The sequence below is a fragment of the Cupriavidus sp. YAF13 genome (assembly GCF_052113425.1).
Taxonomy (GTDB): domain Bacteria; phylum Pseudomonadota; class Gammaproteobacteria; order Burkholderiales; family Burkholderiaceae; genus Cupriavidus.
On sequence record NZ_JBFRDD010000044.1, the window covers coordinates 11,564 to 36,892 of the forward strand.

At 66.3% G+C, this 25,329-nt stretch carries 27 protein-coding genes; 13 read left to right on the forward strand and 14 right to left on the reverse strand.

The annotated features are described in order from the left end of the window. Window positions 1-22: 22 nt before the first annotated feature. The 5 genes from epsC to AB4061_RS29245 all read left to right on the forward strand — a co-directional run bounded on the left by epsC (window position 23) and on the right by AB4061_RS29245 (window position 5,202). Window positions 23-976 (forward strand): serine O-acetyltransferase EpsC, encoded by a 954-nt coding sequence (gene epsC / locus AB4061_RS29225; RefSeq protein WP_441639720.1) that lies wholly within the window; start codon window positions 23-25, stop codon window positions 974-976. Continuing rightward, a complete protein-coding gene (locus AB4061_RS29230; RefSeq protein ID WP_441639721.1) occupies window positions 973-1,233 on the forward strand; it encodes a helix-turn-helix domain-containing protein in 261 nt (86 codons plus the stop codon). The genes epsC and AB4061_RS29230 overlap by 4 nt, the downstream gene beginning before the upstream one ends. Window positions 1,234-1,402: 169 nt before the next feature. Beyond that, a complete protein-coding gene (locus AB4061_RS29235; RefSeq protein WP_006157090.1) occupies window positions 1,403-2,335 on the forward strand; it encodes a family 2A encapsulin nanocompartment shell protein in 933 nt (310 codons plus the stop codon). Further along, on the forward strand, window positions 2,310-4,196 hold the full coding sequence (locus tag AB4061_RS29240) for a family 2A encapsulin nanocompartment cargo protein cysteine desulfurase (protein ID WP_441639722.1): 1,887 nt from the start codon (window positions 2,310-2,312) through the stop codon (window positions 4,194-4,196). The genes AB4061_RS29235 and AB4061_RS29240 overlap by 26 nt, the downstream gene beginning before the upstream one ends. A 235-nt stretch (window positions 4,197-4,431) precedes the next feature. After that, window positions 4,432-5,202 carry a ferredoxin--NADP reductase gene (locus AB4061_RS29245; protein ID WP_043354426.1) on the forward strand — a complete coding sequence of 257 codons (771 nt, stop codon included), beginning with the start codon at window positions 4,432-4,434 and terminating at the stop codon, window positions 5,200-5,202. Between the two features lie 89 nt (window positions 5,203-5,291). Here the strand turns inward: AB4061_RS29245 and AB4061_RS29250 are convergent, their stop codons facing one another. Genes AB4061_RS29250 through AB4061_RS29275 form a run of 6 tightly spaced genes read right to left on the reverse strand, consistent with a single transcriptional unit; the run spans window position 5,292 to window position 12,235 of the window. Beyond that, window positions 5,292-5,468: a hypothetical protein gene (locus tag AB4061_RS29250; protein ID WP_441639723.1), complete on the reverse strand. Its 177-nt coding sequence runs from the start codon at window positions 5,466-5,468 to the stop codon at window positions 5,292-5,294. A gap of 47 nt (window positions 5,469-5,515) precedes the next feature. Then, a complete protein-coding gene (locus AB4061_RS29255; RefSeq protein WP_441639724.1) occupies window positions 5,516-7,243 on the reverse strand; it encodes a dipeptide ABC transporter ATP-binding protein in 1,728 nt (575 codons plus the stop codon). Then, window positions 7,240-8,190, reverse strand: coding sequence for an ABC transporter permease (locus AB4061_RS29260; protein WP_441639725.1), 951 nt, complete (start codon window positions 8,188-8,190; stop codon window positions 7,240-7,242). Before AB4061_RS29260 ends, AB4061_RS29255 begins: the two co-directional genes overlap by 4 nt. A 7-nt stretch (window positions 8,191-8,197) precedes the next feature. Continuing rightward, window positions 8,198-9,163 carry an ABC transporter permease gene (locus AB4061_RS29265; protein WP_441639726.1) on the reverse strand — a complete coding sequence of 322 codons (966 nt, stop codon included), beginning with the start codon at window positions 9,161-9,163 and terminating at the stop codon, window positions 8,198-8,200. Between the two features lie 16 nt (window positions 9,164-9,179). Continuing rightward, window positions 9,180-10,769, reverse strand: coding sequence for an ABC transporter substrate-binding protein (locus tag AB4061_RS29270; protein WP_441639727.1), 1,590 nt, complete (start codon window positions 10,767-10,769; stop codon window positions 9,180-9,182). Between the two features lie 35 nt (window positions 10,770-10,804). Further along, window positions 10,805-12,235, reverse strand: coding sequence for a leucyl aminopeptidase family protein (locus AB4061_RS29275; protein WP_441639728.1), 1,431 nt, complete (start codon window positions 12,233-12,235; stop codon window positions 10,805-10,807). Window positions 12,236-12,396: 161 nt separating this feature from the next. Between AB4061_RS29275 and AB4061_RS29280 the strand changes: the two genes are divergently transcribed. The 3 genes from AB4061_RS29280 (at window position 12,397) to AB4061_RS29290 (ending at window position 13,468) form a co-directional block, all read left to right on the forward strand. Then, window positions 12,397-12,636, forward strand: coding sequence for a lysozyme inhibitor LprI family protein (locus AB4061_RS29280; protein WP_441639729.1), 240 nt, complete (start codon window positions 12,397-12,399; stop codon window positions 12,634-12,636). A 72-nt stretch (window positions 12,637-12,708) separates the two neighbouring features. After that, complete coding sequence (locus AB4061_RS29285) at window positions 12,709-13,110, forward strand: hypothetical protein (RefSeq protein WP_441639730.1); 402 nt, start codon at window positions 12,709-12,711, stop codon at window positions 13,108-13,110. Beyond that, window positions 13,082-13,468: a hypothetical protein gene (locus AB4061_RS29290; RefSeq protein WP_441639731.1), complete on the forward strand. Its 387-nt coding sequence runs from the start codon at window positions 13,082-13,084 to the stop codon at window positions 13,466-13,468. The genes AB4061_RS29285 and AB4061_RS29290 overlap by 29 nt, the downstream gene beginning before the upstream one ends. A 37-nt stretch (window positions 13,469-13,505) precedes the next feature. Here AB4061_RS29290 and AB4061_RS29295 read toward each other — a convergent pair whose 3' ends face one another. Continuing rightward, entirely contained in the window at window positions 13,506-14,360 is an 855-nt protein-coding gene (locus tag AB4061_RS29295; protein ID WP_441639732.1) for a hypothetical protein, read from the reverse strand. 271 nt (window positions 14,361-14,631) lie between these two features. Then, entirely contained in the window at window positions 14,632-15,375 is a 744-nt protein-coding gene (locus AB4061_RS29300) for a hypothetical protein (RefSeq protein ID WP_441639733.1), read from the reverse strand. Between the two features lie 320 nt (window positions 15,376-15,695). On the opposite strand from AB4061_RS29300, the gene AB4061_RS29305 reads away from it, so the two are divergent. The 4 genes from AB4061_RS29305 to AB4061_RS29320 all read left to right on the forward strand — a co-directional run bounded on the left by AB4061_RS29305 (window position 15,696) and on the right by AB4061_RS29320 (window position 18,840). Beyond that, window positions 15,696-16,085 (forward strand): hypothetical protein, encoded by a 390-nt coding sequence (locus AB4061_RS29305; protein WP_441639734.1) that lies wholly within the window; start codon window positions 15,696-15,698, stop codon window positions 16,083-16,085. A 77-nt stretch (window positions 16,086-16,162) separates the two neighbouring features. Beyond that, on the forward strand, window positions 16,163-16,540 hold the full coding sequence (locus tag AB4061_RS29310) for a c-type cytochrome (protein WP_441639735.1): 378 nt from the start codon (window positions 16,163-16,165) through the stop codon (window positions 16,538-16,540). A 201-nt stretch (window positions 16,541-16,741) separates the two neighbouring features. Continuing rightward, window positions 16,742-17,851 carry an LLM class flavin-dependent oxidoreductase gene (locus AB4061_RS29315; protein WP_441639736.1) on the forward strand — a complete coding sequence of 370 codons (1,110 nt, stop codon included), beginning with the start codon at window positions 16,742-16,744 and terminating at the stop codon, window positions 17,849-17,851. 20 nt (window positions 17,852-17,871) lie between these two features. Continuing rightward, a complete protein-coding gene (locus AB4061_RS29320) occupies window positions 17,872-18,840 on the forward strand; it encodes an ABC transporter substrate-binding protein (RefSeq protein WP_441639737.1) in 969 nt (322 codons plus the stop codon). A gap of 78 nt (window positions 18,841-18,918) precedes the next feature. Here AB4061_RS29320 and AB4061_RS29325 read toward each other — a convergent pair whose 3' ends face one another. From AB4061_RS29325 to AB4061_RS29350, 6 genes are all read right to left on the reverse strand, one after another. After that, window positions 18,919-19,656 carry a GGDEF domain-containing protein gene (locus AB4061_RS29325; RefSeq protein ID WP_441639738.1) on the reverse strand — a complete coding sequence of 246 codons (738 nt, stop codon included), beginning with the start codon at window positions 19,654-19,656 and terminating at the stop codon, window positions 18,919-18,921. Between the two features lie 7 nt (window positions 19,657-19,663). Then, window positions 19,664-20,053, reverse strand: a complete 390-nt coding sequence (locus AB4061_RS29330; protein WP_441639739.1) for a DUF1987 domain-containing protein — start codon at window positions 20,051-20,053, stop codon at window positions 19,664-19,666. Between the two features lie 29 nt (window positions 20,054-20,082). Further along, on the reverse strand, window positions 20,083-20,652 hold the full coding sequence (locus tag AB4061_RS29335) for a SiaB family protein kinase (RefSeq protein ID WP_253930976.1): 570 nt from the start codon (window positions 20,650-20,652) through the stop codon (window positions 20,083-20,085). A gap of 28 nt (window positions 20,653-20,680) precedes the next feature. Next, window positions 20,681-21,916 carry a SpoIIE family protein phosphatase gene (locus tag AB4061_RS29340; protein ID WP_441639740.1) on the reverse strand — a complete coding sequence of 412 codons (1,236 nt, stop codon included), beginning with the start codon at window positions 21,914-21,916 and terminating at the stop codon, window positions 20,681-20,683. A gap of 124 nt (window positions 21,917-22,040) precedes the next feature. After that, complete coding sequence (locus AB4061_RS29345; protein WP_441639741.1) at window positions 22,041-23,129, reverse strand: helix-turn-helix domain-containing protein; 1,089 nt, start codon at window positions 23,127-23,129, stop codon at window positions 22,041-22,043. 32 nt (window positions 23,130-23,161) lie between these two features. After that, window positions 23,162-24,679 carry a DKNYY domain-containing protein gene (locus AB4061_RS29350; RefSeq protein ID WP_441639742.1) on the reverse strand — a complete coding sequence of 506 codons (1,518 nt, stop codon included), beginning with the start codon at window positions 24,677-24,679 and terminating at the stop codon, window positions 23,162-23,164. Between the two features lie 215 nt (window positions 24,680-24,894). On the opposite strand from AB4061_RS29350, the gene AB4061_RS29355 reads away from it, so the two are divergent. After that, window positions 24,895-25,248, forward strand: a complete 354-nt coding sequence (locus tag AB4061_RS29355) for a YciI family protein (RefSeq protein ID WP_441639743.1) — start codon at window positions 24,895-24,897, stop codon at window positions 25,246-25,248. Window positions 25,249-25,329: the final 81 nt, after the last annotated feature.

Sequence of the window (25,329 nt, forward strand, 5' to 3'; positions counted from 1 at the left end):
ACGCAGAACGGGGAGTACCACAGTGGCTGACTTCGAGATCGGCGAGATCGTGCTCGCCCTCCAGCAGGTGCGCCAGCAATGGAGAGAAGGCCAGCAACGCTTGCTGGAGCCGGGCGGGCGCGACCTGCCTTCGCGCGATGCGCTGGCGCAGGTGGTCGCCACGCTCAAGGGTGTGCTGTTTCCCATGCGGCTGGGGCCGCCCGATTTGCGCCAGGAAAGCGAGAACCTCTACATCGCGCATTCATTGGACGCGGCGCTGCATGGGCTGCTGGCCCAGGCCAGGTTGGAGTTCCACTACGCCGCACGCCATGCCGAACGCGATGAAGCCGCGCTAAGGGCGCGCGCGCTAACGGCCGTGCGCGAGTTCGCCGCCGAGTTGCCACGCATCCGCGGCCTGCTCGACAGCGACGTGCTCGCCGCCTTCCATGGCGACCCCGCGGCCGGCAGCGTGGATGAGGTCCTGCTCTGCTATCCCGGCATCCTGGCCATGATCCATCACCGCATCGCCCACGCGCTCTATGGCCTCGGGCTGCCGCTGCTGGCGCGCATCGTGGCCGAGCTGGCGCACGCGGAGACCGGCATCGACATCCATCCCGGTGCGCAGATCGGCGGCGGCTTCTTTATCGATCACGGCACGGGCGTGGTGATTGGCGAGACCACCATCATCGGCGAGCGCGTGCGGCTGTACCAGGCGGTGACGCTCGGCGCCAAGCGCTTCCCGCGCGATGCCACGGGCAAGCTGGAGAAGGGCCTGCTGCGCCATCCCGTCGTCGAGGACGATGTGGTGATCTACGCTGGCGCCACCATCCTTGGCCGCGTCACGCTGGGCCGCGGCGCGGTGATCGGCGGCAATGTGTGGGTCACGCAGGATGTCGCCGCCGGCGCCCATGTGACGCAGGCCGTATCGCGCAACGAGACCGCCAGGGCGCCGGGCGCCAGCGAGCTGCCGCGCGTGATCGAGGCGAGCTTGCCATGACTGACCTGGTGCGGACTTTGGGCGCCACCGTGCGCCAGTTGCGTGAGGCGCACGCGTGGTCGCAGGAAGAGCTTGCGGAGCATGCGGGCATGAACCGCTCGTATATCGGCGAGATCGAGCGCGGCAGCGCGATTGCCTCGATCGTCACGGTGGAAAAGCTGGCCGCGGCGCTGGGCGTGCCGATCTCGTGGCTGCTCGGATCGGGCGCCGCACACGTCTCGCTGCGTGATGCGCAGGTGGCTGGCACGCGGTCCTAGCCATCGCCGCCGATCCACACGAACCACGCGCAAATTCATGCGCAAATCCACGCGCATTGCCGTCTATAGCATGTTGAACGGGCCGGGCCGTCTCCCGATAATCGCTGCGGCAATAACGATTCTTGTTTTTCTCATATAGCAATCAGCTCACAGCTAAACGGAGTAGCACATGTCGGTAAACGGGAGCGGCCAGACGGCGCTCGGCGATAACGCAGCACGGCAACTAGCCAATGCCACCAAGACCATCCCCCAGCTTGCGACCATCACGCCACGCTGGTTGACGCATTTCCTGCAGTGGGTGCCGGTGGAAGCCGGCATCTACCGCCTCAACAAGGTACAGGACCCCGAGTCCGTCAAGGTCGCCTGCACGCAGCGCGATGACGAGGGCAAGCTGCCGCGCACCTTTGTCAATTACGAAGAGCAGCCGCGCGAGTATTTCCTGAACGCGGTCAGCACGGTGCTGGACGTGCATACCCGCGTCTCCGACCTGTACAGCAGCCCGCACGACCAGATCAAGGAACAGCTGCGTCTCACCATCGAGACCATCAAGGAGCACCAGGAAGGCGAGCTGATCAACAACCCGGACTACGGCCTGCTGGCCAATGTGGCTGAAGCGCAGCGTGTTTTCCCGCTGACCGGCGCGCCCACGCCGGACGACATGGATGAGTTGCTGAGCAAGGTGTGGAAGGAGCCCGCGTTCTTCCTGACCCACCCGCTGGCGATTGCCGCTTTTGGCCGCGAATGCACGCGCCGTGGCGTGCCGCCACCCACCGTGAGCCTGTTCGGCTCGCAGTTCATCACCTGGCGCGGCATTCCACTGATCCCGTCGGACAAGGTGCCGGTGGCCGACGGCAAGAGCAAGATCCTGCTGCTGCGCGTGGGCGACAAGCGCCAGGGCGTGGTCGGCCTGTTCCAGCCGGGCGTGGCGGGCGAGCAGGGCCCGGGCCTGTCGGTACGCTTCATGGGCATCAACGACCAGGCTATCGCTTCGTACCTGATCTCGCTGTACTGCTCGCTGGCCGTGCACGCTCCGGATGCGCTGGCGGTTCTCGATGACGTGGAGATCGGCAAGTACCATGACTATCCTGACACCTACAAGTAATCCGGTGAGTCCGTCGAATCCGCCGGCCAGCCCGTCGGCCGCGCTGCCGGGTGCGCCTTCGGTGCCGCCCGGCCTGCCGGATCCGGCGGTGCTGGCGCGCCTGGCGGGGGCGTTTTTCTCGGCCCTGCCGGGGACATCGCCGGCTGCCGCGCAGTCGCTGCCCGTGGTGAACAACCCGGCGCCGCCGGGTTCGCCGGTGGCGGGTCCTGGCGGCACGGGCACCGGCGTGCCGGGCGCGGCGATCCCGCAGGGCCATGTGCCCGGCGCCAACCTGCTGCCCGCCGCGCCTACGCATGTGCTCTTGCTGCCTAACCGCGCGCCGGCCTTGCGGCCGGCCTCGGTGGCGCAGAATGGCCTGCCCGACACGGTAGCCACGGTGGCGCCCGCGGTGGAAAGCCGCTTCGGCGGGCAGGCGCTGGGCGTGCCGCATGCCGCGGCGCCGTCGCCGCAGTCATCGGCCGCGCCTGCCTACTACTTCCTGGAGGGCGTGGGCCGCGACGGGCATGGCGGCGCGTCGAGCCTGCGCGAGATCGCCACGCTCGGCGATCCGCTCTCGCTGCATCTGCCGCAGCAAGGGCCGGGCGCTTATGGCTATGGGCGCGAGCAAGAGGAGACGCTGCCGTGGGCTTCGTCCTCGGCGCGCGTGCCGTTCGACGTCAACGCCATCCGGCGCGATTTCCCGATCCTGCAGGAGCGCGTCAACGGCAAGCAACTGGTGTGGTTCGACAACGCCGCCACCACGCACAAGCCGCAGTCGGTGATCGACCGCATCTCGTACTTCTATGCGCACGAGAACTCCAACATCCACCGCGCCGCCCATGCACTGGCCGGGCGCGCCACGGATGCCTACGAGGCCGCGCGCAGCAAGGTGCAGCGCTTTATCGGCGCGTCTTCGCCCGACGAGATCATCTTCGTGCGCGGCACCACCGAGGCGATCAACCTGATCGCCAAGACCTGGGGCGCGCAGAACGTGGGCGAGGGCGACGAGATCATCGTCTCGCACCTGGAGCATCACGCCAATATCGTGCCGTGGCAGCAGCTTGCCGCGCAGACCGGGGCCAGGCTGCGGGTGATTCCGGTGGACGATTCCGGGCAGGTGCTGCTGGATGCGTACCGCCGGCTGCTCAACGACCGCACCAGGATCGTGTCCGTGACCCAGGTCTCGAATGCCCTGGGCACCGTGGTGCCGGTCAAGGAGATCGTCGACCTGGCGCACCGCGCCGGCGCCCTTGCGCTGGTGGACGGCGCGCAGTCGGTCTCGCACATGCGGGTGGACGTGCAGGCCATCGATGCGGATTTCTTCGTGTTCTCGGGCCACAAGGTGTTCGGGCCCACCGGCATCGGCGTGGTCTACGGCAAGCGCGAGCTGCTGGAGGCCATGCCGCCCTGGCAAGGCGGCGGCAACATGATTGCCGACGTGACCTTCGAGCGCACCGTGTTCCAGCCGCCGCCCAACCGCTTCGAGGCCGGCACCGGCAACATTGCCGATGCGGTCGGGCTGGGCGCCGCACTGGACTATGTGGAGCGGGTAGGCATCGAGAATATCGCCCGCTACGAGCACGACCTGCTGGAGTACGCCACCCACCTGCTGCAGCCCATCCCGGGTGTGCGGCTGGTAGGCACGGCGCGCGACAAGGCCAGCGTGCTGTCCTTCGTGCTCAAGGGCTATGAGACCGAGGAAGTCGGCCGCGCGCTCAACGAGGAAGGCATCGCCGTGCGCTCCGGGCATCACTGCGCCCAGCCCATCCTGCGCCGCTTTGGCGTGGAGGCCACGGTGCGGCCGTCGCTGGCCTTCTACAACACCACGGACGAGGTGGACCGGCTGATTTCGGTGGTCAGGCGGCTTTCGGGGCGCCGTTGAGCCTGAAAACGCGGGGCGTGGGGCGGATAACCCCCCTGAATATGCATGAATCGGGACGCGCCCTGCGTTTTCTTCTAAAATCCGCTATCTTCTCACCTTGATCGGCGCGTCTTCCAGCCTTCGGACCGGAGCCCGCCTTGTTGAACGCAACCGGCAAGCTACCGCCAAGCCTTTGGTATCAGGCCACAACAGGCCATCGACGCCGGCGCCATCCAGCGCATACAGCGCCTTATTCATGAGCAATCTCAACCAGCAAGCCATCCTCTCCGTCCACCACTGGACCGACACGCTCTTCAGCTTCACCTGCACCCGCGACCCCGGCTTCCGCTTCGAGAACGGCCAGTTCGCCATGGTTGGCCTGGAAGTGAACGGTCGTCCGCTTCTGCGTGCCTACAGCATCGCCAGTGCCAACTACGAGGAAACGCTGGAATTCTTCAGCATCAAGGTGCCGGACGGCCCCCTGACGTCGCGCCTGCAGCACTTGAAGGAAGGCGACCAGATCTTCGTCGGCAAGAAGCCCACCGGCACGCTGCTGGTCGACAACCTGCTGCCGGGCAAGACCCTGTGGCTGCTGGCCACCGGCACCGGCCTGGCCCCGTTCCTGTCGATCATCCGCGACCCGGAAGTGTACGAGCGCTATGACAAGGTCGTGCTGACCCACACCTGCCGCTTCGTCGAGGAGCTGGCCTACCGCGAGCTGATCCAGGAACACCTGCCGCAGCACGAACACCTGGGCGAGCTGATCCGCGAAAAGCTGGTCTATTTCCCCACCGTGACCCGCGAAGAGTTCGACAATCAGGGCCGCATCACCGACCTGATCGCCAACGGCGAGCTGTTCGAGCGCCTGGGCGTGGAGCCGTTCTCGCTGGAGAACGACCGCATCATGCTGTGCGGCAGCCCGGACATGCTCAAGGACATTCGCGCGATGTTGACCGAGCAGCACTTCACGGAAGGCAATATGAGTGCGCCGGGCCACTTTGTGCTTGAAAAGGCATTTGTTGGCTAAGCGTTCCGGCACGTAGCGCGGCACATGGCGCCTTAGCGCGATGAAGGCCGCGAAAGCCATGACGATCGCCGGGGTTCCCCGGTGATCGCTCAATCCCGCTGGCGGGACATCACCCAGAAGTGAATTCCCAGGGTGGTCAGGAAGACACCCCCCAGCTGTATCCACGCCAGTTCCGTCCCCAGCGACAGACAGAGCCCCGCAGCGCCGGCGGCGGTGCCCGCACGCCCGTGCCATCTACGCGTCCTGTCATGTCTCTCTTGCGTCATGCTTGCGTTCCTTCGCTGACGAGCGCCACTCACCCAGTGCGCCGCCACTAAGCCACCGCCACCACCGGCACCCCCCGTTCCCGCCCCACATCCGGCACCGCAGCCATCAGCGTGCGCGTATAGCCATGCCGGGGTGCGGCAAAGACCGCATCCGCCGGCCCGACTTCGACCAGCCGCCCGTGCTGCATCACGCCCACCTGGTCGCACAGCTGGCGGATCACCGCCAGGTTGTGGCTGATCAGCAGGTAGGTCAGGCCGAGTTCGTCCTGCAGGTCGCGCATCAGGTTGAGTACCTGGGCTTGCACCGAGACGTCCAGCGATGACGTGGGCTCGTCGCAGATCAGGAAGTCAGGGTGGCTGACCAGGGCGCGGGCGATGGCGATGCGCTGGCGCTGGCCGCCGGAGAACTGGTGCGGATAGCGCCGGCCGGCGTCCGGCGACATGCGCACGCGGCGCAGGGCCTGCGCCACACGTTCCGCGGTGTCTTCCGGGCTCTTGCTGAGCCCCAGCGCCTGCAGCGGCTCGGCGATGAGGCGGTCGATGCGCCAGCGCGGGTTGAGGCTGGCGTACGGGTCCTGGAAGATCATCTGGAAGCGCCCGGGCAGGGTGGCCGCGGCTTGGCGGTCCGCCCAGCGGTCCACGCCGTGGATGCTGATGCGTCCCGCGCCGGGCCGGGTCAGGCCGGCAATCATGCGCGCCACGGTGGACTTGCCCGAGCCGGATTCGCCCACCAGCCCGAAGGTGGTGCCGCGCGGGATGGCGAAGCTGACGTCGCGTACCGCGTGCAGCACCTTGCGCGGCTGGCGCGCGAGGGTGCGCAGCAGCCAGCCGGCGGAGAGATCGAAGTCGCGCGCCAGGCCCTGCACCTGCACCAGTGGCGCGGCGTCTTGCTTGGGCTCAGGGCGGGATGCCTGCGCCGGCAGCGGCGCCACGGCGCCTTCCTCCGGCACCGGCAGGCGGTGCAGCCGCTGGTGCACGGAGGGAATGGCGGCCATCAGCGTGCGCGTGTAGGCCGCGCGCGGGTGGTCGAGGATGTCGCGTACCGCCCCGGTCTCCAGCACGCGGCCCTGATACATCACCAGGACGCGGTCGGCGGCCTTGGCGATCACGCCCATGTCGTGGGTGATCAGCATGGCGGCGGTGCCGCGCTCGCGGCAGACGCGGCGCAGCACCTGGATCACTTGCGCCTGCACGACCACATCGAGCGCGGTGGTGGGCTCGTCGGCAATCAGCAGTTCGGGCTCGCCGCACAGCGCCAGCGCAATGGCCACGCGCTGGCGCATGCCGCCGGAGAACTGGTGCGGGTACTGGTTGAAGCGCGTGGCGGGGTCGGGGATTTCCACGTCCGCAAGCCATGCCAGCGCGCGCTGGCGTGCCTGCGCGGGCGATAGCGGCAGGTGGGTGCGGATGGTCTCGGTGAGATGGCGGCCGATGGTGCAGACCGGGTTGAGGCTGGTCAGCGGGTCCTGGAACACCATGCCGATGTGCTTGCCGCGAATGCGGCGCATGTCTTCGCCGCGCAAGGTGTCGATGCGTTCCCCGCGCAGCGTCACGCTGCCGGCGCTGATGCGCCCGGGCGGCTCGATCAGGCCGGTGACGGCATTGCCGGTCATCGATTTGCCGGCGCCGGATTCGCCCACCACGCCCAGGATTTCGCCGGGGGCGATGTCGAAGGACACGTCATCGAGCACGTTCGCCGTGCCGCGATAGGAGTCGAACGCCACGGACAGGCCGCGCACGCTGAGGACGGGCAGGTTTACAGGCATCTTGGTCATTGGAGCTTGGGGTTGAGTGCGTCGCGCAGCCAGTCGCCCGCGAGGTTGACCGAGAGCGCCAGCGCCAGCAGCACCAGCGCGGGGAATAGCAGGATCCACCACTCGCCGGAGAACAGGAAACCCTGGCCAACGCGGATCAGCGTGCCCAGCGAGGGCTGGGTGGGCGGCAGGCCCACGCCCAGATAGGACAGCGTGGACTCCGCCACCACCGCCAGCGCAAAGCTGATGGTGGCGATCACCAGCACCGGCGCCAGCAGGTTGGGCAGGATATGGCGCAGCAGGATGGCCGTGCGCGAGCGCCCGATGATGCGGGCCGCCAGCACGTAATCCTTGTGCTTTTCCACCATCACCGCGCCGCGCACGGTGCGCGCGTATTGCACCCACTCCGACAGGCCGATGGCGGTCACGATCACGTAGAGCGCCATCTCGTCGCGGTAGCCAGCGGGCAGGATGCCGCGTGCAATGCCAAAGATCAGCAGCGCCACCAGCAGCACCGGAAAGGTGAGCTGGACATCGGCCAGGCGCATCACCACGGTATCGAACCAGCCGCCGGCATAGCCGGCCACCAGGCCAAGCGTGACGCCGATGGCCAGCGACAGCGCCACCGCCGCCGCGCCCACCAGCAGGGACATGCGCAAGCCGTAGAGGATGGCGGAAAAAATATCGCGCCCCTGGTCGTCGCTGCCAAGCGGATAGAACGCGCCGGACGCGCCATGCTGCCAAGGTGGCGTGAAGGCATCGAGCAACTCCAGCCCGGCGGGATCGAAGGGGTTCTGCCGCGCCAGCCAGGGCGCGAACAGGGCGGCGAGCACCAGCAGCGCCAGCAGCAGCACGGTAAATTGCGCGGTACGCGAGCGCGCCAGCGCCCGCACCACGGGCGACTCGGCATTGCGCCAGCGGTTTTGCGCCGGGGCGGCTGGAGCGGGGGCGTTTTGCATTGGGTTCATGGCGGAGTCAGGCATGGCGCAGGCGCGGATCCACCAGCAGGTAGACCAGGTCCACCGCCAGGTTGATGCACACGTACAGCACCGCGATCATCAGCAGGTAGGCGGCGATCACTGGCACGTCCACCGCCTGGATCGACGAGATGAATAGCAGCCCGACGCCGGGCCACTGGAACACCGTCTCGGTGACGATGGCGAAGGCGATCAGCGAGCCGAGCTGCAGCCCGGTGATGGTGACCACCGGGATCAGCGTATTGCGCAGCGCGTGGCCGTAGTGGATGCGCCGCTCGGGCAGGCCGCGCGCGCGGGCAAAGCGCACGTAGTCGGTGCGCAGCGCTTCCATCATTTCCGCGCGCACCAGGCGCATGATCAGCGTCAGCTTGAACAGGCCTAGCGTGGCCACCGGCAGTACCAGAGAGGCCCAGCCGGAGCGCGTGAGCAGGCCCGTGTTCCACCCGCCCACGGCCACGGTGTCGCCGCGCCCGAACGAGGGCAGCCAGCGCAGTTCCACGGCAAACAGGTTGATCAGCAGGATGCCGATCAGGAAGGTCGGCAGCGAGACGCCGACCAGCGACACCGTCATCAGCGCGCGGCTGGCCCAGCCGTCGCGCTGTATCGCCGTGTAGACGCCCAGCGCCACGCCGCCCAGCACGGCGACCACCGCCGCCACCAGCGCCAGCTCCAGCGTGGCAGGCGCGCGCTCCAGGATGACTTGCGTCACCGGCCGCTTGACCCGGTACGAGATGCCGAACTGGCCATGCAGCACGTTGCCGAGATAGCGCGCGTACTGCACCGGCACGGGCCGGTCGAAGCCCAGTTCGGCCACCAGCGCCTGGCGGTCTTCGATCGAGGCATCCTCGCCCAGCAGGCTGACCGTGGGGTCACCGATATGGCGAAACACCAGGAAGGCGATAAAGGACACGGCCAGCAGCACCAGCAGCGACTGGCCAAGGCGGCGGAGAAGGTGGACCAGCATCAGCGCGCGCCCATTGTCACGACTTCGCCAGCTTGAACAGCTTGAAGTAGGGCGTGTTCGACGGGTTCACCGGGATGTCGAACTTGCGCACCATGGCGTAGGTCTGGATCTGGTCGTGCAGCGGCAGGTAGACCAGTTCCTTCTGCACCGTGGCCCAGATGCTCTTGATGGTGGCGTCGCGCTGCTTCTGGTCGCCCTCGCTAGAGAGCGAAACGATCTTCGCATCCAGCTCCGGGTTGCTGTAGCGCGTGGCATTGGTGGCGCCGCGCGCGTTCTTGCCGCGCGTGTGGACCAGGTAGTCGAAGATGTAGGCCGAGTCGTAGGTCGGCACGCCCCAGCCATACAGGTAGAAGTCCGTATCCAGGTTGTTGATGGCGGCGGTCTGGATCGCCAGCGGGCGCGAGACCACCGTGGTCTTTATGCCGATGCGGCCCAGGAAGCCGGCAGCGGCCTGGCAGATGGCTTCGTCGTTGAGGTAGCGGTCGTTGGTGCAATGCAGGGTGATGCCGAAGCCGTTGGGATAGCCTGCTTGCGCCAGCAGCGCCTTGGCGCGCGCCACGTCGGGCTTGCCGACCACGTCGAAGGCCTTGTCATAGCCATGCACGAACGGCGGCGCGATGATATTGGTCGGCACCGACAAGCCGCGCATCACGGCCGTCTTGATGGCGTTGCGGTCGATGGCGAGCTGGAACGCCTCGCGCACGCGGCGGTCGGCCAGCGGGTTGCGGTCCTTCACGTCCGAGTACTTCAAGGGCGCGTTGCCCACGTTCAGGCCGAAGAAGATCACACGGTTTTCCGCTGCCTGGTTCACGCGCAGCTTGGGGTCGGCGCGCAGCCGCGCCGTGTCCTGGATCGGCAGGTCCTGCACGAAATCCACCTCGCCGGAGAGCAGTGCGGCCACGCGGGTGGCGGGCGACTTGATCGGCAGGTAGACCAGCTCGTCGATCTCCAGCGGGAACTGGCCGCGGCCCCAGTACTGCGGGAAGAGCTTGAGCACCGTGCGCACGTCCTGCTCGCGCGACACCAGCGTGTACGGGCCGGTGCCGTTCACATTGCGCGTGGCGTAGGTCTCTTCCTTGGCCGAGGCGTTCTGCGGCTGCTCCACGTTGTGCGACTTTGACCATGCCGCGCTCAGGATCTGGATATTGGTCAGGTTGTCGGGCAGCAGCGGGTTGGGGCCAGCGGTCTTGATGCGGATGACGAAGGGCGAAACCTTGGTCACCTCGGTGATCGAGACCAGCAGCGATTTCATGTCCGAGGTGGGCGACTTGGCGCGCAACAGCGAGAACACCGCATCGTCGGCGGTAAACACGCTGCCATCGTGGAACTTCACGCCCTTGCGCAGCTGGAACTCCCATACCGTGGGGTCGTCCGTGCGCTGCCACGAGGTGGCCAGCGTGGGCAGCAGCTTGCCATCGGCGGTGCGGATGATCAGCGGCTCATAGACCTGGTGCAGCAGGTTGTGGTTGGGCCCGTTGTTGACGGCGTGCGGGTCCAGCGTGGAGGCGTCGGCCGAGCGCGCCCAGCGCAGGGTTTCGGCGTGCAGCGCGGGAGCGGCCAGCAATACGGCGGCCAGGGTGGCGACCAGCGCCAGTCGTTGGATCATGTCTGTTGTTCTCACTTACGGTGGTTGTCTTGTAATCAGGAATGCATGGGCTTGCCGGCAACCGCGGGAAAGCGCTGCGACAGCAAGCCGAAGAGCGCGCGCAGTCCCTGCGCCTCGCCGCCGCGCGGGCGGCCCGGGCGGTCGTCCTGGTTCCAGGCGTACAGGTCCAGGTGCAGCCAGGGCGTGCCGTCCGGGACAAAGCGCTGCAGGAACAGGGCAGCGGTAATGGCGCCGGCCAGCGGCGCGGCGGCGGCATTCTGCGTATCCGCGAACGACGATTTCAGCATGGCGTGATAGGGCTGCCACAGCGGCATGCGCCACAGCGGATCGGCCAGCCGCTGGGCCTGCGCGAGCAGGTCGGCGGCAAGGGCATCGTCATTGCTGAACAGCGCGGGCAGCTCCGGCCCAAGCGCCACGCGGGCCGCGCCGGTCAGCGTGGCCAGGTCGATGGCGATGGCGGCGGGCGCGTGCCGCTCGCCCAGCGCGTGATGCAGGGCATCGGCCAGCACCAGCCGGCCCTCCGCATCGGTGTTTTCGATTTCCACCGACGTGCCATTGGCAGCGCGGATCACATCGCCTGGGCGCAGCGCGCCGGAGCCGATGGCGTTTTCCACGGCCGGCACCACCAGGGTCAGCCGCACGGGCAGGCGCGCCTGCATCACCAGTTGCGCAAGCGCAATGGCGTGGGCCGCGCCGCCCATGTCTTTCTTCATCCAGCGCATGCCCTGCGCCGGCTTGATATCCAGCCCGCCTGAATCGAAGCACACGCCTTTGCCGGCCAGCACCACGCGCGGCGCAGCCGGGTCGCCCCAATGCAGCGTGGCCACGCGCGGCGCTTGGGCGCCCGCGCGGCCGACGGCGTGGACCAGCGGGAAGCCCGCATCCGGCAGGGCGTCGCCAATCCATTCCCGGAACTCGGCGCCATGCGCCTGCGCCAGTGCGCGGACTGCGTCCGACAGGCGTGCGGGGCCGAGGACGTTGGCCGGTGTGTTGACCAGCCGGCGTACCAGGCCGATGGCTGTGGCCAGGGGCTGGAGGGTTTGCTGCGTGGCCTGTGGCACGACCAGTTGCGCGAGGTCTTGAGCGCCGCTCGCCGCGTCGTCCACTGTGTCGTCCACCGTGTCGTCCCAGCGCGCGGGCAAGGCGCCGATGGCCCAGCCGAGCGCGGCCAGCGGCGGTTCATCCTGCGCGGCGGCGATTGCATAGCGCCCTGGCGGCAACTGCTTCGGCAGGCCCGCCAGTTGCCACAACGGCTGGGCCGGATCGGCGCCGACGATCACGCCCGCCAGCGCGCCATCGGCATCCGGCAGCAACAAGGTCTTGCCAGGCAACGGGACGAAGCCGGTTGCGCGTGCCCACTGTGCTTGCACCGGCGGCAGTTGTTCCAGCAAGGCCGCAAGCGTTTGCGGTGCCGCCACGTGGAGCGGGATGGCCCCATCGGGCAGCGCGGAGAAGCTTTGAGGCATAGAGCAGGTAGCGGCGGGCTTGCCATGAACAAGGACTTGCTAGACTACCGGCCGGTGCGCATCGGCACAAAGAAGCATATTGCGCTTCCATATTCGCTTGTTGAGGGGGCAGTGCCTGCTTGCCTTTCCAGGCTGGAACCACTCAGAAGAGAACGCGCGTTGTGAATGTAAACATCAGGAATGTCTCGTCGCTGGTCGCCTTGTTGGCGCTGTATGTCCCTGCCGCACAGGCTGCGCAGGCCGGCATGCAATGCGACCGCGCGGCGAGCGGCACGGAGGTCGCGATCTGCGCCGATGCGGATCTGCGCAAGCTCGACGGCAAGCTCTCGGCCGTGTATGGCAAGCTCGCCGGCGCCCAGGCCCCGCAGCGCGCCGCGCTACGGCAAGCCCAGCTTGCGTAGCTGAAGACCCGGGATCAGTGTGGCGCGGACAAGCGCTGCATCAAGGCACGATATGACGAGCGCCTTGCGGCATTGCGGGCGCAGCTGCGCGAAGCCGCCGCCTACAAGCCGGACAGCGTGGACCGGCAGGCGCTGGAGGACCTGCGCCAGGCGGTGGAAGCCATGCGCAAGACCGAGCCGGTGTTCCCGCTAGAGAAGGCCCTCGATGCGATCCGCATCAAGACGGGCATGACAACGTTCGCCAACGTGAAAGAAGACAAGCAAACGGGCGACGACGCGCATTTCCCGGCGACACGCCCCCCAGGCGTCACCAGCGACGAATGGCGCGCCTTGCTGGCCTCGGGCATCGAAGGCGGCGGGGAGAACGGCAACGCTTCCTACACGCTGATGGAAATCGACGGCGACGGCCAGCGCGATCTGATCATCGACCACGCTGGACAGCACCTTGCATGCCGCCCTGACGCGCGCGCTTAGGCAGGCGAGCAGCGCGGTGGCCCGTGATGCCGGCACCATGGACAAGCCTCTTTGCCCGGTTCCGGACACCGTCAAGGGCGATGACCGCGGCGTCTACTACAGCTACGGCCCGGGCCACTACACCTTTGAAATCGTGGCAGACATGCCCGTCTGGGTGGGGCGCCAGTGCTACGTCGGGCAACTGGTCGACTGGTTTGGCGGCTATTCACCCAAGGACGGGCTGTTCGCGCAACTGTGGATGCGCATGCCGGAGGACCAAGCGCAGGCGCAAACGCAAACGTATTCCGTCAAGGGCTTGCGCACCGCTGTCGGGATCAAGGCGTCGATCGGCAAGGTGGAGGGCGACAACGGCATGTAATCCGCCGCTCGCCGCCGCTCGCCGCCCGGCAGCCGGATCACTCGCCGATCTCGACCTCCATGTTGGTGATGGTCGGGAAGTATTTGTCCTCCTTCAGGTTGACGGAAAACGCCACGCCCTTGCGCTTGCCCACCACGAAGCCGGTGTTGCCCTCCAGGTCGGACGCGGCATCCTGCAGCGGCGGCGTCAGTTGCTTGTAGAAGGCCAGCACCTGCTCGATGCTGTCGGTGGTCTGCAGCCTGAGCACACGCTTGGCCTTGGCGTTGCTCAGCGCATCCTGCGCGGTGCGATGAACGATGGCCCGCGGGTACAGCGGCACTTGCGGCGAAAATCCCTTGGGGAGCTTGACCGGCTTGGCCGTGGTGTTGGCGGCATCCAGCGTGATGGTCTCCACCTTGGCGATCTTCTCGCCGGGGTCGGTCTCCAGGTCTTCGGGCACGTCCTGGCTCCACGTCACCAGCGGTTGAGCCTTGGCGCGATCGAGGCCGGGCCGCAGGAAGACGGACAGCCGGCCGTGCTGGTCGTCCTGGCAGCCATTCTTGCCGCATTCGCGGTGCACCAGGGCCGCGGCCAGCACGTCGCCGCGCTCGTCTACCAGCACGGCCGCGCGTTCGGCGCCTTGCGATAGCTGGCGGCGCGACGACAGCACGCGCTGGCCATCGGGCAGTTCCTGCTGGGCCCGGTTGGCGCGCGACTGCAGCCCCGACAGGATCTGCTCGGCCAGCAGGCCGTCCTCCCAATAGTAAGTACCGGAYGCATTGCCGGCAAACCGGGTGATGGCGAGATCCAGCGCGGGGGCTTCCCGGGTTTCCTGCTGGTGGCTGGTGTCCAGGACCAGGACGGCATCCGCGGCCAGGGCAAGGGGCGCGGCGCCGAGGGTGGAAAGCAGCAATGCCAGCGCTGCACAGGAGGCGGGACGAAATCGAAGAGCCATGCGGAAAGGAAAAAGGAGAGGAAAAATGGTAGGGATTGTCAGTCCGGTAATCCGGCAATCCGGCAATCCGATAAACAAGGAAACGGGCTCGGCAGGGTCCGTTTTGACGGGAGGCTGCGAAGCCCGATGTGACCGTAAGTATACTTGGTAATGCTGGGGCGATCGAAGCGGGGCCGTCGGCAACGGCGGCGACCGGCTTGAAATGACTCCCGCATCGTCCTCGCCGCGGTCAGTCGGCGATCTCCACCTCCACGTTGGTGAGGCTCGGGAAGTGCTCATTGCGCTGCGCCTCGACGGAAAACGCCACGCCCTTGCGCTTGCCGCTCACGTAGCCGCTGTTGTCATTCTTGCCAGTCTCCAACTGCCCCATCGGCGGCGACAACCGTTTGTAGAAGGCCAGCACCTGCTCAATGCTATCGGTGGTCTGCAGCCGCACCACGCGCCTGGCCCGGGCGTCGCTCAAGGCATTCTGCCCGGTGCGATAGAGGATGGCCCTCGGGTACAGCGGCACCTGCGGTGGGAATCCCGTGGGGCGCTGGACCGGGCTGGCGCCAGTGCGGCTGGCATCCAGCGTGATGGTCTCCACCGTGGCGATCGTCTCGCCCCTGCCAAGCTTCAGCGCCTTGGGCACATCCTGGCTCCACGCGACCAGCGGCTGCGCCTGTGCGCGCCCGAAGCCGGGCCGCAGGAAGACCGACAGCACGGCATGCTGGCTGTCCTGGCAGATGGATTCCTTGCCGCACTGCCGGTGCACCAGCGCCGCGGCCAGCACGTCGCCGCGCGCGTCGACCAGCACGGCCGCGCGCTCGGCGCCGTCGGAAAACTCCCGGCGCGACGCCAGCAGGCGCTGGCCACCGGGCAGCGCCTGCTCGAACCTGTCCGGGCGCGATGCCAGGCCGGTTAGCAGTTGTTCGGCCAGCAGCCCATCCTCCCAGTAATAGGAGCCGGAAGCCAGGCCGGCGAATCGGGCCACGGCTGGTTCCAGCGCGGAAGCCTCCCTGGTCTCCTGCTCGCTGCCGGTGATCGGGACCAGGACGTATTCATTGGCCAGGGCATGGGGCGAGGCGGCGACGGCGCAGAGAAGCAAGGCCGAAAAAGCGCGGGGGACGGGACGAAATCGAAGAGCCATGCAGAGCGAGGAAAAAGGTAGGGATTGTCAGTCCGGTCAATAAGAAAGCGAGCCCTGAAGGGTCCGATTTAACGGCAGGCCATGAAGCCTGATGTGACTGCAAGTATACTTGGCAAAGCCGGCTAATTGAAGCCGGGCACCAATGATGGGAAACACAGAGAACGATGAACAAGAAGATATCGGCAATCCTGATGGCGGCAAGCACGATCGTGCTTGCCGCTCCGGCGCATGCGCAAGCAGACCCGGCTGTGCTCAAGGGCATGTATGACATGTCCCGCAACGTCGCCGGCCTCACCAGCTACTGTGTCGGGAAGGGCTTCCTGAAAGCCGACAGTGTCAAGAACGCCAGGAAGATGGTCAGCCTGATCGCGGGGATCCCCGGGGTAGATACAAGCGGTGGCGAGGCCAGCGAGGCCGCGGGGCTGCGCGGTAACGTGCTGATGCCGGACGGCAAGGAAGATGGGATTGAAAACAGCCCGCTCGGCGCCAGGCAGTGGTGCAAAGACTCGGCACAAGGCGTGTCGGACGGGTTGAAGAGCGCGGCTGCCGGCTAATCAGAGGCCGCGTCAATCAAGAGGAGGGGGCGCTAAATCGCCCCCTTAATCAGATCTGATTTATACAACAAGGAAAAATGAAAATATTATTCATCGCTTCGCTGGGAATTTTATCGCTAACTCAAGCATCACTATCCTTCGCGGATAATGTCAATGGGAAAAATCTCTATTCACAGAGATGTGCCATGTGCCATGGAGTAGATCTCAAAGGAACGGGACCATTGGCTAATAAGAGCAATCCTCCTACGCCTGATCTTACAACATCCGCTTTCAAAAAACGGCTAAATGAATATCCGGGCGTTATTGTATCATCGGTAATACTTCGTCCAAATGGAGACTTGATTCCAAGAACTTTGAAAGAGAATGGCGTAAAGCTATCGCCGTACCCTTGGAGGATTAATGATCTGCGCGATTTAAATCAATACATGAGTGGTGTGATTTCAAAAAATCGATGATTTTGAGATGAGGGGTGGGCACGGAAATCTAAGCGCCAGGTCAGCCGCGCTGCGGGCTACCGCGCAAAACCGCATATCTTCACTCGTTCTTCTTCCTTTAAGGATCGCCCATCCTCGGCGTATGTTCATGTCTTGGCGATACGGCGCGCATCTCCCGCGCGGCCGCTTCAAATCATCGCAAACCAGGAACAGGAGCCTACGATGAGCGTGGAAATCATTGGCATGATCCAGAGCCAGAAGCAGTCGGAGATCCATCCGGCCAGCGGACCGGTCGTGGATCGCGACTATGTGCGGGCGTTTGCGCAAGCGCATGAGAACGCCGGCTTCGACCGCGTGCTGGTGCCGCATCACTCCACCGGCCCGTCCGCTACGCTCACCATTGCCTATGCGGCTGCCGTGACCGAGCGCGTGCATTTCATGCTGGCGCACCGGCCGGGTTTTACCGCGCCCACGCTGGCGGCCCGGCAGATTGCCTCGCTCGACCAGTTCAGCGGTGGCCGGCTTGGCGTGCACTTCATCTCCGGCGGCTCCGATTCCGAGCAGCAGCGCGACGGCGATTTCCTCAGCCATGACGAGCGCTATGCGCGCACCGACGAATACCTCGGCATCCTGCGGCGCATCTGGACGCAGGACAAGCCGTTCGACCACGAAGGCAGGTATTACCGCTTCACCCAGGGCTTCTCCGAAGTGAAGCCGGCCCAGAAGCCATACGTGCCGATCTTCTTCGGCGGTGCTTCGGACGCGGCGATTGAAGTCGCCGGACGTCATGCCGATGTCTACGCACTGTGGGGCGAATCGCTCGAGCAGGTCCGCGACATCACCACGCGGGTACGCGCCGAGGCGGCCACGCATGGGCGGCAGGTGCGCTTCTCGGTCTCGTTCCGGCCGATCCTGGCGCAAACCGAGACGGCGGCATGGGCACGCGCCAATGCCATCCTCGAAGAAACGCGCCGCCTGCGCGAGGCGGCTGGCCTGGGGCAGGGCGGCCCGCAGCAAAGCGAAGGCGCGCGCCGCCTGCTGGCCGCCGCCGACAGGGGGCCGCGCGTGGACAAGCGCCTGTGGACGGAGATCGCCAAGCTCACCGGCGCGCGCTCCAACTCCACCGCGCTGGTGGGCACGCCGGAGCAAGTCGCCGACGCGCTGCTGGACTACTACGACCTTGGCGTGACCACCTTCCTGATCCGCGGCTTCGATCCGCTCGAAGATGCGGTGGACTACGGCCGCGCGCTGATTCCCCGCGTGCGCGAGCTGGTGGCGCAGCGCGAGGCCGCGGCCGGCGCTGGTTCCGGTGCTGGCCGCAAGGCAGCCTGAAGGGGATGGCGAGCGGCATTATGACGGCATCCCGAAGACAATTCCTGCGCTATGGCGCCTTGGCGGCGGCCAGCGGCGCCTTGCCGTTTTCCGTGTCGGCCCAGGGCCGCCCCGTGCTCAAGGCCGGCGACCAGAAGGGCGGCCTGCGCGCCCTGCTGGAAAGCGCAGGCGAACTCAAGGGCCTGGCCTACGACATCCAGTGGACGGAGTTTCCCGCCGCCGCGCCGCTGGCCGAGGCGCTGAACGCCGGCGCGGTGGATTCCGGCCCGATCGGCGATGCGCCCGCCATCTTCGCGCTGGCCGCCGGCACGCCGATCAGGATCATCGGCGCCAACCGCTCGGACCCGTTCGGCACTGCCGTGCTGGTACGCGCCAATTCGCCCTTGAAGACGGCGGCAGACCTGCGCGGCAAGAACATCGGCACCAACCGTGGCTCCATTGGTCACTTCGTCGCCCTGAAGGCGCTCGAATCGGCCGGCTTGAAGCCCGAGGACGCCAGCCTGCGCTTCCTGCCGCCGGCGGACGCCAAGCTCGCGCTGGTCAACGGCTCGATCGATGCGTGGGCCACATGGGAGCCGTACACTGCGCTGGCCGAGACCAGCGGGCATGCACGCGTGCTGGTGAGCGGGCGCGGGCTGTGGTCCGGCCTGAGCTATCTGGCGGCGACGGACAGCGCGCTGGCCGCCAAGCGCGAGGTGCTGCGCGATTTCCTGCAGCGCGTGGTGCGCGCCCAGGTGTGGTCGTACCAGCATGTGGACGGCTTCTCCGCGGCGCTGGCGCGCATCATCGGCATCCCGCCGGAGGCCGCGCGGCTGCAGTTCGAGCGGCGCCGTACGCAGTGGCGCAACATCGATGCGGCAGTGATTGCCGAGCAGCAGCGCACGGCGGATTTCTACCTGAAGGCAGGGCTGCTCAAGCAGCGGCTGGATGTGCGGACCACGTTCGATACCGGTTTTCCGCTGGCGGTGCAGGCCAACCCGGTGAGCTGAGCGGGCCGCAGGGGCCGTGGAGCGCGCCGCGGCATGTTGTGGCTTCTCGTTTTGCGTGAACGCGACCGGCGCGGCGCCTCAATGCAACGGCACCACCAGCTCGCCCTCCAGCAAACTGACAACCCGGTTACGCCCGCTTCGCTTGGCCTGATACAACGCCTCGTCAGCGCGCGCATAGGCCTGCTCGAAGCTCGTCCCAGGGGGGCTCCAGCTCACGCCGAAACTAGCTGTCACCTGCAGCCCAGCCTTGACCGGAAACACATGCTGCTCGATATGCAGCCGCATGCGCTCCGCCAGTTCGACAGCGGCGTCCAGCGCGCGCGCCGGCAGCAGCGCAGCGAACTCCTCGCCGCCCACCCGGCCGATGACGCCCGTGCCTTGCACCGACCGCTCCAGGCAGTCGACGACGCCGCGGATCACGGTGTCGCCTACAGGGTGGCCCATCGAGTCGTTGACCCGCTTGAAGTGATCGATGTCGAGCACGATCAACGCCAGGCTATCCCCGGCCAGCACCGCGCCGGCCCGCTCGATGATGGCGCCGCGGTTCAGCGCGCCGGTGAGCGTGTCGCGCGTGGCGCGGAATTCCAGCTCGCGGGCCAGGTCCTGCAGGCGATGGTTGAGCCGGTTCATTTCCAGCTCTTCGCGGTCGCTGCGCCGTATCAGGCGCCGGGTTTCGCGCATCAGCCGCTCGTAGTAGCCGATCAGCTCGCCCAGCGTGTCGCGGTATGCCTGGGCACCGGCATCGGGATTGCCGAATACTGCCCTGGCGCCCGCCAGGACGCTGGTTTCCGACTCGAAGAGATCTGGCTCGGACATGCGCGGGTCAGCTCGCCGTGGTGGCGTGGTCGAGGAAATCGATGGCGGGGAAGTCGGCGTGCAGGTCCTGGCCGAATTCCAGGATCGTGTCGTCGTCCACGTCGTGATACCAGTGCACGATGACCCGGTTGCCCTTGTCGGCCGCATCGTTCATGGCGTCGAACATGCCGAACAGGACCTTGGTGCTGGAGCTGTTGAAGTACGTCAGCGCCACGTGCACGGTGACTTCGGTGTCCTCGCAGGCCGCCAGGTATTTGCGCAGGCGCAGGATCACGTCGCCGTAGAACACCGCGGCGTTCTCCGGATAGGATTCGCCTTTGAGGCAGAGCGTGTGCTGCTTGAAATCAAAGCTCACCTCGGGCGAGGTCGGTGTGGCGGCTATGAACAGGTTTTCCATCAGTTTCCCTTTCGATCCCGTTCAGTGATTCAGATGGTGGCGGTAAGGAAGAACATCGTCGATACCGGGTCTGCGTCGATGGGCTGGAAGCTGTACTCCAGCGGCGCGCTGGCATCGCGGGCTACCGTCAGGAATCCCAGGCCGGCGCCCTTGCTGCCTTCCGGCGCTTCGGCGCGCATGGTTTCCTTGTAGGCCTGCTTGATCTGGTCCAGCGTCATGGTGCGCAATGGTTCCAGCGCGGCGCGCAGTTGCCCCACGCGGGTGATCGCCACCGGGTTGGAGCACATCAGCCGGTAGCGGTCTTCCACCATGCAGATGCACACCGAGCCATGGCGCAGCTGGTTGGTGTCCTGGGTGGGCGGCGTGAGCGCGTCGGACGAATAGTGGACGATGTTCTGCGCCATCTCCACGAACGAGGAGAACAGCTTGCGCCGGGTCGAGCCGTCGACGCCGCTCACCGTCAGTTGCAGCCGCACCGCATCGGACATCGCCGCGATGATGTTCTGGGAAAAGTAGCCGACGTAGTAGAAGATCACGTTGCGTTCCCGGGCCATTTCAAAGAATGGCCCATATTCATGGTCAATCGAATTACCGTTCATCTCAGTGCTATAGCAGGCCATTGCAGGACTATTGAACACGAAAGCAGAAAAACGTGAGGTCGTCGCGGCGGCGGTGATGGCCTTGCCACGCGCGATACTGGTCCAGCACGGCCTCGTTGATCTGCGCCGCCGAGGCGTGCCGGCTGCCACGGATCGCTTCGCGGATGCGGCGCTTGCCAAAGGCGATTTCCTTGGGGCCGCCGATCTGGTCGATCAGTCCATCGGTGGTCACAAACACCACGCTGTCCGGCTGGGTCTGGATAAGGCGGTTCTGCCAGGCAAAGTCCAGGTCGGTATCCACATAGCCGACACCCATGCGCTCGCCGTCCACGATCTCGCCTTCCTCCTCGCCGGGCTGGAGCACGAACAAGGCGCTCTTGGCGCCGGCGAATACGAGCCGGCGGCTGGCGTTGTCAAACCAGAAGAACGCCGCATCCATGCCGTCGTTCGAGCCAGGCGTTTCATCATCGCCATCGAGCTGCCCGAGCATCTGCTTGATGCCGCGGTTCACCGCCATCAGGAGCGCGCCGGGGTCGCGCGGGCCGCGCTGCTCGATGGCCTGGATCAGGATGGACGAGGAGATCAGGGTCAGGAACGCGCCCGGTACGCCGTGGCCCGTGCAATCGGCCAGCGCGGCAAACCAGCCGTCCTCGAACGCGGCAAAGTGATAGAAATCTCCGCCAACCACATCGCGCGGCTCCCACACCAGGCCCGCGTCGCCGAGCGTCCTGGCCAGCGCCTCGCGCGAGGGGCGCAGCATCGAGCGCTGGATGGTGCTGGCGTAGTCGATGCTGTGCATGATCTGGCGGTTTTTCTCGGCCTGCATGTCCGCGACCACACGCATCAGCTGCAAGCCATGCCCGATGCCAAGGAAGCGGCCGTCCCGCGCGATGATGAAGCCGTCGGCAAGTGCTTTTTCGCCATACTCCACCGCCTTGAAGGTCAGGGCCTCGATGCTCATCGCGGCATCGACCACCAGCGGCTCCTTGTCCATGAAGGCGATGCAGCTCTTGCGGTTGTACAGCTCACGGTGATAGGGCTTGCTCATCTGCGACATGAAGATCGCGCGATTGATCAGGCCGATCGGCGTGTCGTTCTCGGTCACCGGCAAGCTGGCAAGGTCCCGGTGCTTGCCGAACACATCGAGGACTTCCTGGTTGTTCTGTTCCGTGGTCACCGATGGCGTGGTGACGCAGAGATCCTCGGCACAGGGCTGCCGGAAGCGGGAACGAGCCAAGTGTGAGTCAACCGGAACGTCAGGCATCGCCAGGGCATTCGGACTATTGGGAAGCCGCCGATTGTATGGCGCGCGCATGACGGTTACGTGACATATGGCGCATGCGGCCCGTCCTGTTGCATCCCGTGGCCGTTGGCGCCGTCGCCAGCGCTCAGAATCCCCGGAAATCCCTCGGGGACACGCCGTAGGCCCGGCGGAAGGCGCGGGTAAAGTCAGAGGCGCTGTTGAAGCCGGCCCCATAGGCGATCTCGCCGATGCTGATGTGCGCAAGGCGCAGGAGATCGTCGGCCGCCGAGCGCAACCTGCAGTTGCGGATATACGCGCCAAGGCCGCCTTCGTGCTCGAACATCCGGTACAGGGTTGGGCGCGGCAGCCCGAACGCTTGCAGGATGCTCTCGGGCGAGAGGTTCTCCTGGTGCAGATTGGCCTGCACGTAGCGCTGCACCCGCTCCAGCATGGCGGCGCGGGCGGCCGCGCGCGCGTTGCCGGCAAGGCGCGCCTGCTTGCCGAATGCGGCAACGATCAGGTGCGCGCAGCCGCGGATGGTTTTTTCCGCATCGGCCTCGGACAGTGCCGGGAGGTTGCGGCAGAGCGCCGTCACGTGATCGAAGATCAGGCGCGTCAGCGGCGAGGTATAGGTCACCACTCGGCCATGGATGGACTCGGCATCGGGGATGGCCGCCTCCACCGCGGCGCGCGGCACGAAGAAGGCCAGCACCCGTGCGCGCGTGGGGCGGTGCATGTGCATCGGCTGGTTCATGTCGAGCGCCAGGATGCCCGGCACGAACTGGGCCGATTTGCGCTGCCGGGTGAAGTCCGTCACCGTTTCGGCGATCCCGTCCACGGCCACATGGAAGACGTAGTCGCGCACGCTGTCGGTGGAGATGCGCGCGGTGGTGCGAATCTGGCCCACCGGATCGGTGCGGCTGTCCAGGTAGGTCAGGTCCTTGAGCACATAGGTATCGAGCTCGCCCCGGAAGCCGCCGGCAACCTGCGCGCGCGAAACCGGGACATCGAGTATGCGGCCGACATAGTCGCGCCAGGCCGGCAGCTGCAGCGCCACCGCCTCGTTCGCGACGGTGAAATGCTGGTGCACGATCAGCGGCGGGGTGGCGGCAGGGCAGGCGGACGCAGCCGGCTGGACACGCCTTTGCAGATGGGCAGCAAGGATCCGGCTGACGGTTTCTGAATAAGCCTGGGTCATGATGGCATCGGGGTCAGGAAATAGCTCGCGTCCCATGTCCGAGCCATTGTACCGATGAGGTTCAGCGGCTAGTCGGTTGCCGGTGCGCTCGCTTGCTTCAGTGCGGCCGCGTCGTACTCGCGCACCGCATCGGCGGCGCGGCCGTTTTCCAGCACGCGGAAGCTGGCCGGATCGGCGCCGTCGATGGCGACCAGGTTCACATAGCCAATGATATAGGCGTGCTTGCGGTCGCGCGCAAAGTCCGCGTCAAGGAACTCCAGTGTGGGCAGATGCACGCGCTTGGCCGAGACCGGCCGGCGCCCGAAGAACAACTGGTCGCCGGCCAGCAGGAAGCCAGGGTGCGGTACCTGCAGCGTATCGTGCGGCACGGCTACCGTGAGCGGCTTGTCGTCGCAGAACAATTGCGCGTCGTCCCACGCGTAGCAGCCTGCGATGCGCAAGGCATCCGGGTTCACGCCTTTCTTGGCCTTGCCGCGATAGAAGGCACGGCTGGCATCGCGGGCCCACGGGCCGTGCAGCACGGTAAACCCGGCGGGATCGACCTTGCGCAGGGCTTGCGGCGTTTGATAATGGTTCGGCGCGTAGAACACGGTGACGCCGTCGCTGAGATAGCCATCCCCCAAGGTTTCCAGGCTGGATATCGGGCGCGAGGAAAGCAAGGTCAGCTCGCACGGGTCGTCGGCGTACCGGTGCAGCCAGTGGATGCCATGCGCATCGCCACAGAACACGCCGGTCAGGCCGTGGCCAACGGGCATTTCCCTCGCGGCAAAGGTGGCGGGATCGAGCCCGGCGAGGCGATGGCCGTCGTATTCCACTTCTTGCGCCGGCGTGGCTGGCGTGGCGGGCGCCTGCAGGCGGTGCCACCAGTAGTCCTGCAGCGCGGGCAGGGCCGTGAAGAAGTCCCGCCAGTGCTCCACCTGGCAGTGGTCGAGCGCGGTCATGCGCTGGCCGTTGTCGATGGGGCCGAGCTTGTCGGTCATGCGCAGCGGGCCGTCGCCACTGGGCGCTACCACCAGGCTGGCGCGGTCGGCTTCGATGCGCTGGCCGAAGTAATACACATGCCCGGCATCGGCAATGTAGTTGCCCGGCAAGCCCACCACGGTGGCGCCATCCGCGCCGGTTACGCGCTTGCCGTTGAAGTAGGCCGACTCGGCGTCCACGGCGTAGTAGTCATGCATGCAGGTCACCGGCTCCAGCGGGCCGTTCTCCGGCCAGCGCCAGTCCTGGTAGACCAGCGGCCGGAAGGCCTGCGGGCTGCGGGTGCGGATGGTCTTGCCGGTAATGAAGTAAGCCTGGCGCGCGTCGCGGGCGTAGCGCTCGTTGAGGACTTCGAAGGTGGCGATGTCGGCGTTTTCGATCCGGTAGAAGTAGTACCAGGCCGCGCCGCTGCCTTGCTGGGCCTGCACGATGACGTGCTCGCCGTCGGTGAACCAGCGCCCGGCGATGCAGCGGAACGCCTGCGGATGGGCAATGGGCAGCGGGCTGCCGTCCTTGGCCCAGAGCGGCCGGTCGTTGTGCGACCAGATCACGGTGTCGCCCTCGATGAAGTACGAGGGATGGTTGGTTGGCTGGCGCGATGCGGTCATGGGAAGGTGTTGGGTGCCGGGTGGCGCAAGGTCGACATATTAAACTGTCCGCCCGGATAGGCCATGGCTGGCGAACGTTCGATCATCGCAATTAACGGCCAAGCATTTCTGCCGTCCATATGTGGCGCACCGGCCGCTTGCGGCCGGCGGCCGAGGCGTGCAGGATGTGGGCGGTAATCCATTCCCAAAAATGCGCAGAACAAAGCGGAGACCCTATGTCGTACATGTTGCTGATCGTCGAACCCGTTGGCCAGCGCACCGAGCGTTCCCCGGAAGAAGGGCGCCAGGCTTACGCCAGCATGCAGCGTTTTGCCGAAGGCCTGAATGAGCGCGGGCTGCTGCTGGGCGTCAACTCGCTCACGTCGCAGGCCAAGGGCGTGCGCGTGCAGGTGCGCGAAGGCCGCCGCGACCTGCTCGACGGCCCCTTTGCCGAGGCCAAGGAAATGATCGGCGGCTACTTCCTGCTCGACTGCGCCACGCAGGACGAGGCCATTGCCATCGCCGCCGAGTGTCCCGCCGCGGCATGGTGCACCGTGGAGGTCCGCGAGGTCGGGCCTTGCTTCCTGTAAGGCTGCAAGCGGATGGGGATGCAAGGCTTCATCTAGGTAGTTACCCTTGGTTTGCGGGTTTTTTTGCACAGGATGTCGATC